The sequence below is a fragment of the Bradyrhizobium genomosp. I (2014) genome, from assembly GCF_000261685.1.
Classification (GTDB): domain Bacteria; phylum Pseudomonadota; class Alphaproteobacteria; order Rhizobiales; family Xanthobacteraceae; genus Bradyrhizobium.
On sequence record NZ_AJQE01000042.1, the window covers coordinates 104,025 to 110,567 of the forward strand.

Sequence of the window (6,543 nt, forward strand, 5' to 3'; positions counted from 1 at the left end):
TCGACGAATGCGATCCTCTTCATCGTGGCGCTGGCCATCCTTGCCCTGTATGAGCTTCAGCTGGTCCTGCTTCCGTTCGTCTGCGCCGCCGTCGTGAGTTACATATGCTGGCCCGTGATCGGGAGCGCCGCAGCGGCAACCCGCTTGCCGCGAGCGTTGGTCGCGACGGCGGCCTTCCTCGTCATCGTCGGGTTCGGGGCGCTGTTCGGCTGGGTCGGCGTTCCGCCCTTCGCCCGCGAAGTCGCCATCGTGCTCGGCAATTTGCAGGGCACGATCGAGCACGTCGTCCGAGGCGCGGTCGGAGCCGAAAGTGTGACTGTCCTGGGCCAACAGATGTCTGCCCAGGATCTTGCCCGCCAAGCAACCGCAGCTCTGTGGGACGTTCTTTCAACCCCGCGCCTGATCGCCGTGCTGGCCGGCACCACCCTCGGTGCCGGGTTCGGGCTGATGCTCACGTTGGTCCTCCTGTTCTTCTTCATGGTCAGCGGCGACGTGATCGTACACGGCCTGCTTCGGCTCGTTCCCCCCGGGCACCGCAAGCTCGTGACGGATCATCTCCTGATCACGCTCGATCCCGTGCTGCGCCGCTATTTCGTCGGTGTCATCGCTGTCGTGTGCCTGGCGGCGGTCCTCGCCTACGTCGGTCTCGGTCTGGCGCTCGGCGTTCCGCATGCGATCTTTCTCGCCTTGTTGACGGGGCTTCTGGAAGCCATTCCGGTCGTGGGCCCGATCGCCGCCGCCACGATCGCCGGCCTCGTCGCCCTGCAACATGATTCGAGCCTCGGCGCGATCCTCGCCTATGGCGTTTATCTCGCGGCGCTTCGGCTCGTGATCGACCAGTTGATGGGACCGATCCTGCTCGGCGCTGCTGGGCGTGTGCATCCCACCCTCATCATCTTCTGCTTCCTCGCAGGTGGAGCGCTTTTTGGCATCGTCGGCGTGATCACGGCCGTGCCGATTGCGCTCGTGATCCGCACCACTCTGGCCACGCTGTACGACGAAGCGCCCGAGCAGACGAGGCGGAAACGAAATTACGCGCAGGAAACACGATGAGCCTCGTCCACCATCTCCTCGAGCGCCTCGAAGGCAGGTTCGGCAACGAACTTCCCGCGATTCGGCTGATCTTTCCGGACGGCACGGTCTTCTCGTCGACGCGCCCGAACGTCACGATCACGTTCCACTCGGCCGTCGCGTTGAAAGCTCTCATCGTCGGCGACTTCTCGCGCGCGGCCGATTGCTACGTCGCCGGCGACATCTCGGTGGACGGACCGATCGGGAACGTCGTCGATGCCGGAATTGCCCTTGCAGAACGGCTGGGACGGTATTCGCCGGTCGTTCGCGCCGCCCGCCTACCGGCATTGACCCGTCTGCTTCGGAAGCGATCGCGCGATCGGGCCAACATTCGTCACCATTACGACGTCGGCAATGATTTCTATCGGCTCTGGCTGGATCGACAGATGATCTATTCCTGCGCCTATTTCCGCACCGGGCGAGAGGACATCGCGCTTGCACAGGAGCAGAAGCTCGATCACATCTGCCGCAAGCTGCTGCTGCGACCCGGAGATCGGCTGCTCGACCTCGGCTGCGGGTGGGGCGGCTTGGCCATATGGGCGGCGGGGCGCTATGAGGTACGGGTCGTCGGGGTCACCTTGAGCGAGCAGCAACATGCTGCTGCACAGGAAGCCGTCGCCTCCGCCGGACTGTCGGACCGGATCGACATTCAGCTCCGCCACTATCGCGATCTCGACGACGCCAAGCTCTTCGACCGGATCGTTTCGGTCGGCATGTATGAGCACGTCGGGCTCGACAATCTCCCGACCTATTTCCAGACGGTGCACAGGCTGCTGCGGCCCGGCGGAGTATTCTTGAACCACGGGATCGTTTCGACCGACGCCGCCGGCCGTCCGCAGGGACCGCCGGGCGGAGAGTTCATCGACCGGCACGTTTTTCCCGGCGGCGCCGTGCCGCACTTGTCGCGCGTCCTCGTCGAACTCTCCGCGGCCGGCCTCGAATTCGCCGATGCCGAGGATCTTCGTCCGCACTACGAACTGACGCTGCAGCACTGGAGCCGGCGGCTCGAAGCGCGGCTGCCTGACGCCTACGCCACAGCTCGACCGGAGGTCGTCCGCATCTGGCGGGTTTTCCTCGCCGGCATGGCCTGCGCATTCGAGCGCGGTTGGTTATCCATCGCACAGGTGCAAGCGTTCAAGCCCTTGGCCGACGGCTCGGTGCGGCGTCCGTGGACACGGGATCACCAGTACCTCTCCGCTTCAACGCCCGTCATGGCGCCGCTTCTGTCGACGTCCGAACCGGCAAGCACCGATTCGGGTGCCACGGAGCTGCTCTCATCGGCGTCATTGGAGCAACCGTGATGTTGAGCAAGTTGATGGCTGCGATCGATCGGTCGCTCCGCGCTCGTCAGCACATCTTCGAGTACAGCTCGTCGGAAGCTTGCCTGTTCCGGATCCAGCGGGCGAGCAATCCTGGCGCGCTTAAGCTTCCCGATGGAACGTGTCTGCCTCCTGGTGCTCCGATGCTCGCGCTTCACGTCTGGAACGAGCACGTCCCCCCGCTTCCTGCCAGCGGAGCCAATTTGGCCTGGGCACGGCGGCTCTCGCGCGAGATCGACCTTTCACTGCGCGCACTGGCAGCGTTCGTCACGAGCCGCAGCGATCTAGCGGACGTTGCCGCGATCAGTGCAACCCTCGCTTTCGGGTCCGACGCGACCACTCCGCTGATGATCGAACTCTCGGGACGCTTTGGTTTCGCCAAGCCGCTCGAGCAGGCAAGGTCGCGCAGGACGGCCGGCGATCGCCTGCACCAGATCGGGGAGAATATGTTGATCACTTTGCTGGTATGGTCACACAACCCGAGGGCGCTGCGCGGCAACACCATGCGGCGTACCCGCCTGCACGTTTATATGACGCGGGAAACTCTGATCGGGCGGTTTGGCCAGAGGTCCGACCATACCTCTCCCCGGTCACGAACCGACCGCCACCCTCCCGCGTCCGCCTGAGCGCTGCACAAAGAAGCCATTTTCTGCGAACCACCTTAGGGCGTCCTCGACGCCGAGCTGGTAGGGCCTCGCGGCATAGCCAAGCTCACGCTCGGCCTTACGGGTGTTGAAATACATTCGGTGCCGCGCGAGCTGCACGCCCGTCCAGGTCGCCAACGGCTCCCTTCCGGTCAGATAAGCACTGGCCTCGCCGGTCAACGCAGCCGGCACGGCGGCGTACCAAGGCAAGCGCACAGCGCGAAAGCGGCGGCCTAGCTGCGACGCGATCTCGGCCAGCAAGTCCGACAACGCCACGTTCTGGCCACCGAGCACATAGCGTTCGCCGATCCGACCCCGGCGCAACGCCGCCAGGTGCCCCCGAGCCACGTCCTCGACATGGACGAGGTTCAATCCGGTGTCGACGAACGCCGGCATGCGGCCCGTTGCTGCGGCAACCAGGATACGACCGGTGGGCGTCGGACGACTATCACGCGGGCCGATCGGCGCAGACGGATTGACGATCACGGCGGGCAATTTCCGCTCGCGTACCCTTTCGAGAACCAGCCTCTCCGCCAGGATCTTGCTGCGCTTGTAGGGGCCGACAGCCAAGGCGAGCGGCAGACTGTCGGGTTCGTCCGCAACCGGTTCGCTGCCGTTTTCATAGCGCAAAGTGGCGACGCTGCTGGTGTAGACGATGCGCTCGATTCCCGCTCGCAAGGCCTCCGACATCAGATGATCGGTACCAGCCACGTTCGTTGCCAGGAGCTTCGCACCGTGGTGCAGGGACAGCCTGTAGTCCGCCGCGACGTGAAACAAATAGCGGCATCCGTCACAGGCCTTTCGCAGCGAGGCCGGATCCAGGAGATCGCCATGGATGAAGTGGACGCCGGCGCAGGAGAGGTCGGCGCAATTGCTGTCCCTTCGGACCAGTGCCCGGACTCGAAATCCTTGCCGCACGGCTTCGCGCAGCACCGCAGAGCCGATGAAGCCGCTGGCGCCGGTCAGAAGGACATCGGCTGTGCTCAGGGACATCCGGCCCTCATCACCGAACTCTGTTCGTTGGCCGCCTCGCAAGCAGCAATCGCGCGACAACATGCGTCCAGAGAGTGCCTGGCTCGCGGCCAATCCGAACACAGGAGAAACACGGCCGAGGCGTCCCGCGGACGTCGCAACACCAGTTGCCCGAGACGGAGAAGGCTCGTCTGCCCGCTCGAAGAGATGCAGCTGACCGCGGCCTCAGGTACGCGTCGCTGAACGCCATCCATGACGACGCGAACAGCAAGAAACGGTATCCCGTTCACCGCGGCCATACGCGCAATCGCATGCGATTCCATATCGACGGCGAGAGCGCCCGACCGCCGAGCAAGATCGTATCGCGCCGCAGCGCTCGTGACGGCGACATCCGACCCTGTAACCGGACCGTAGATCGCCGACGGCATATCCGAGAGCAGACGACCTGCCCATTCATCGTCAGTCGCGAACCGTTGCCCGTTGGCGACAATTTCCGAGGCAACGACGACGTCACCCACGCTGAGGTCATCACATAGCCCACCGGCAAGCCCAAGGCTCACGAGCCCTTTGCAGCCCGGCGCGCGCAGATTTGCGAGCCGCATCAAGCTTCGCTCCGAGGGCTCGGTTCGATCGTCCGGCGCAAAGTGCCGACCGGCAATTTTCGCCTCGAGCTCCAACGCCACGCAGATGGCGGCGGGCGCAGGCACCTCCGAGCTTCGCATGACCTTCATGGGATTCGGTCTCTGTTGACCACGCACACACCTTGCCAAACGAGCCCAATGGCCCGTCGGAGGTCAAACGCAGACACGGACCTCATGGTTGCTCGCAGCATTGCACAACAATGAATCTCCTCCTCACCAGCTGACTCTCGGCCTACCCGAAACGGCGGGAAGTCGGTTCGTCGTCGACTCCAACTTAGGAACAGTCCGGCATGCACATTCATTCGCATCAAGTGCCTGCAACGGACCGACCCGGAACGCAGGTCGGAGCCTCCTCACGGTCGCTCGCCCCTTCTCCTGCCTAGAGCAACGTCATTCGATCATGATAGCACCTAGCCTCCACATCATCGCCGATCTATGTCTTGCCGGTGCCAGCCTCGGCATCCTCTATAACTGCTTCGCTGCCGGTGCCGTTCTCTGGTTCTTCGCTCATGCTCCCGAGCAGTCACCCGAGCGGTCGGCGACCCGAGCAGTCACAGTGCTCAAACCGATCCATGGCTCCGAACCTGGTCTGTTCAAACGCCTCCAAGATCTCTGCCGGCAGGATCATACGGGACCGGTTCAGCTGGTCGCCGGCGTCCAGAGCGCCCAGGATCCCGCCATCCACGTGGTTCGATTGCTCAAACGCCTGCATCCGGACCTGCACATCGATCTCGTCGTCGACGAACGGTCTCAGGGCATCAATCGCAAGGTAGGAAACCTCGCCAACATGGACTGCGCAATAACATACGATACGATCGTTCTGTCCGACAGCGACATCGTCGTCGGGCCCGACTTCCTGAGACTTGCTACCGCCGAGCTCGATCGTGAAGCCACCGGCGCCGTCACCTGCCTCTACTACGGCATAGCGGCCCGTGGCTTATGGGGCCGGCTATCCGCATTGAGCATCAACTCGACCTTCCTTCCGAACGTCATCGTCGCACTGGTCTGCGGCGCGGCCTCGCCGTGTTTCGGCGCGGCAATCGCATTGCGGCGCGACGTGCTGCGGCGGATCGGCGGATTTCGCGCCTTTCGCGACGAGTTGGCCGACGACTATGCAATCGGCCAAGCCGTAAGGTCGCTCGGGCTCAAGGTCGTCATTCCCCCCTGGGCCGTCGGTCATGTCTGCTTCGAGCCGAATTTCTCTGTCTATTGGCACCACCAACTGCGCATCCATCGCACGATCCGCGCGCTGGACCCGGTGGGCTATGGCGGGCTCATCTTCATGCAGCCGATCATGCTTTCGGTCTTCGCCGGCCTGTTCGGAAGCGCCTATCCGTTACTGCTCGTTGCGATCGCGCTCGCCAGCCGGATCGCCTTGACCGCAACGGTCGCCCGAACGCTACAGATCAGGGGCAAGGAACGGCTGCACATCATGACCCATGTCATCCACGATGCGATCATGTCGGCCGTGTTCGTGGCTGGCTTCTTCGGCGCCAACATCGCCTGGCGCGGGCAGCGCTACCGAATCCTGGAAGACGGCACTCTCGACGACGCGGGTTGAGGGCGGCGCCCGCTGGCGGGCGGCGGGGCCGCGACCTTCTTGCCTCAGAAAGCGAGCGCGGCGGCGTACCGACCGATCATTTCGGCGATTTACAATGCACCGCCAACCGGTCTTATCTGGCGCTCGGACCGCCAGTTGGAGGGCGCATCATCATGGACAGAGTCGAACGCTGCTTTGCAATCATGGTCGTGACCGGCGTTCTCGTCCTGCTCGGCGGCTTGGCTGCCTTGAGCATGATTGGGCCGGCACAGCCGGCAGCATTGCGCGACCTCACTCTGATATCCGATCCGGCCTGAAGCACCGACCGCTCGAGCCCAGGCTCTACGGCAGGGGGG

General features: G+C 63.9%; 7 protein-coding genes. 5 read left to right on the forward strand and 2 right to left on the reverse strand.

Annotated elements, in window-relative coordinates:
- Window positions 1–24 precede the first annotated feature (24 nt).
- From IC50_RS04585 to IC50_RS04595, 3 genes are read left to right on the forward strand one after another with little or no spacing between them, the layout of a single operon-like run.
- Window positions 25–1,053: an AI-2E family transporter gene (locus tag IC50_RS04585; RefSeq protein ID WP_157460832.1), complete on the forward strand. Its 1,029-nt coding sequence runs from the start codon at window positions 25–27 to the stop codon at window positions 1,051–1,053.
- Window positions 1,050–2,372, forward strand: a complete 1,323-nt coding sequence (locus tag IC50_RS04590) for a class I SAM-dependent methyltransferase (protein WP_050990885.1) — start codon at window positions 1,050–1,052, stop codon at window positions 2,370–2,372. The genes IC50_RS04585 and IC50_RS04590 overlap by 4 nt, the downstream gene beginning before the upstream one ends.
- Window positions 2,372–3,016, forward strand: a complete 645-nt coding sequence (locus tag IC50_RS04595) for a hypothetical protein (RefSeq protein ID WP_035700943.1) — start codon at window positions 2,372–2,374, stop codon at window positions 3,014–3,016. The genes IC50_RS04590 and IC50_RS04595 overlap by 1 nt, the downstream gene beginning before the upstream one ends.
- Here the strand turns inward: IC50_RS04595 and hpnA are convergent.
- Complete coding sequence (gene hpnA / locus IC50_RS04600) at window positions 2,981–4,027, reverse strand: hopanoid-associated sugar epimerase (RefSeq protein ID WP_035700944.1); 1,047 nt, start codon at window positions 4,025–4,027, stop codon at window positions 2,981–2,983. The genes IC50_RS04595 and hpnA overlap by 36 nt on opposite strands.
- Complete coding sequence (locus IC50_RS43995; protein ID WP_050990886.1) at window positions 4,018–4,737, reverse strand: phosphorylase family protein; 720 nt, start codon at window positions 4,735–4,737, stop codon at window positions 4,018–4,020. Before IC50_RS43995 ends, hpnA begins: the two co-directional genes overlap by 10 nt.
- Window positions 4,738–5,047: 310 nt before the next feature.
- On the opposite strand from IC50_RS43995, the gene hpnI reads away from it, so the two are divergent.
- Window positions 5,048–6,208 carry a bacteriohopanetetrol glucosamine biosynthesis glycosyltransferase HpnI gene (hpnI, locus tag IC50_RS04610; RefSeq protein ID WP_035700947.1) on the forward strand — a complete coding sequence of 387 codons (1,161 nt, stop codon included), beginning with the start codon at window positions 5,048–5,050 and terminating at the stop codon, window positions 6,206–6,208.
- Window positions 6,209–6,360: 152 nt separating this feature from the next.
- Entirely contained in the window at window positions 6,361–6,504 is a 144-nt protein-coding gene (locus IC50_RS41065) for a hypothetical protein (protein ID WP_157460834.1), read from the forward strand.
- Window positions 6,505–6,543: the final 39 nt, after the last annotated feature.

Coding starts and splice junctions, on each gene's coding strand:
- hpnA (WP_035700944.1), bottom strand. CDS start 4,027: ATGTCCCTGAGCACAGCCGATGTCCTTCTGACCGGCGCCAGCGGCTTC.
- IC50_RS04595 (WP_035700943.1), top strand. CDS start 2,372: ATGTTGAGCAAGTTGATGGCTGCGATCGATCGGTCGCTCCGCGCTCGT.
- hpnI (WP_035700947.1), top strand. CDS start 5,048: ATGATAGCACCTAGCCTCCACATCATCGCCGATCTATGTCTTGCCGGT.
- IC50_RS41065 (WP_157460834.1), top strand. CDS start 6,361: ATGGACAGAGTCGAACGCTGCTTTGCAATCATGGTCGTGACCGGCGTT.
- IC50_RS43995 (WP_050990886.1), bottom strand. CDS start 4,737: ATGAAGGTCATGCGAAGCTCGGAGGTGCCTGCGCCCGCCGCCATCTGC.
- IC50_RS04590 (WP_050990885.1), top strand. CDS start 1,050: ATGAGCCTCGTCCACCATCTCCTCGAGCGCCTCGAAGGCAGGTTCGGC.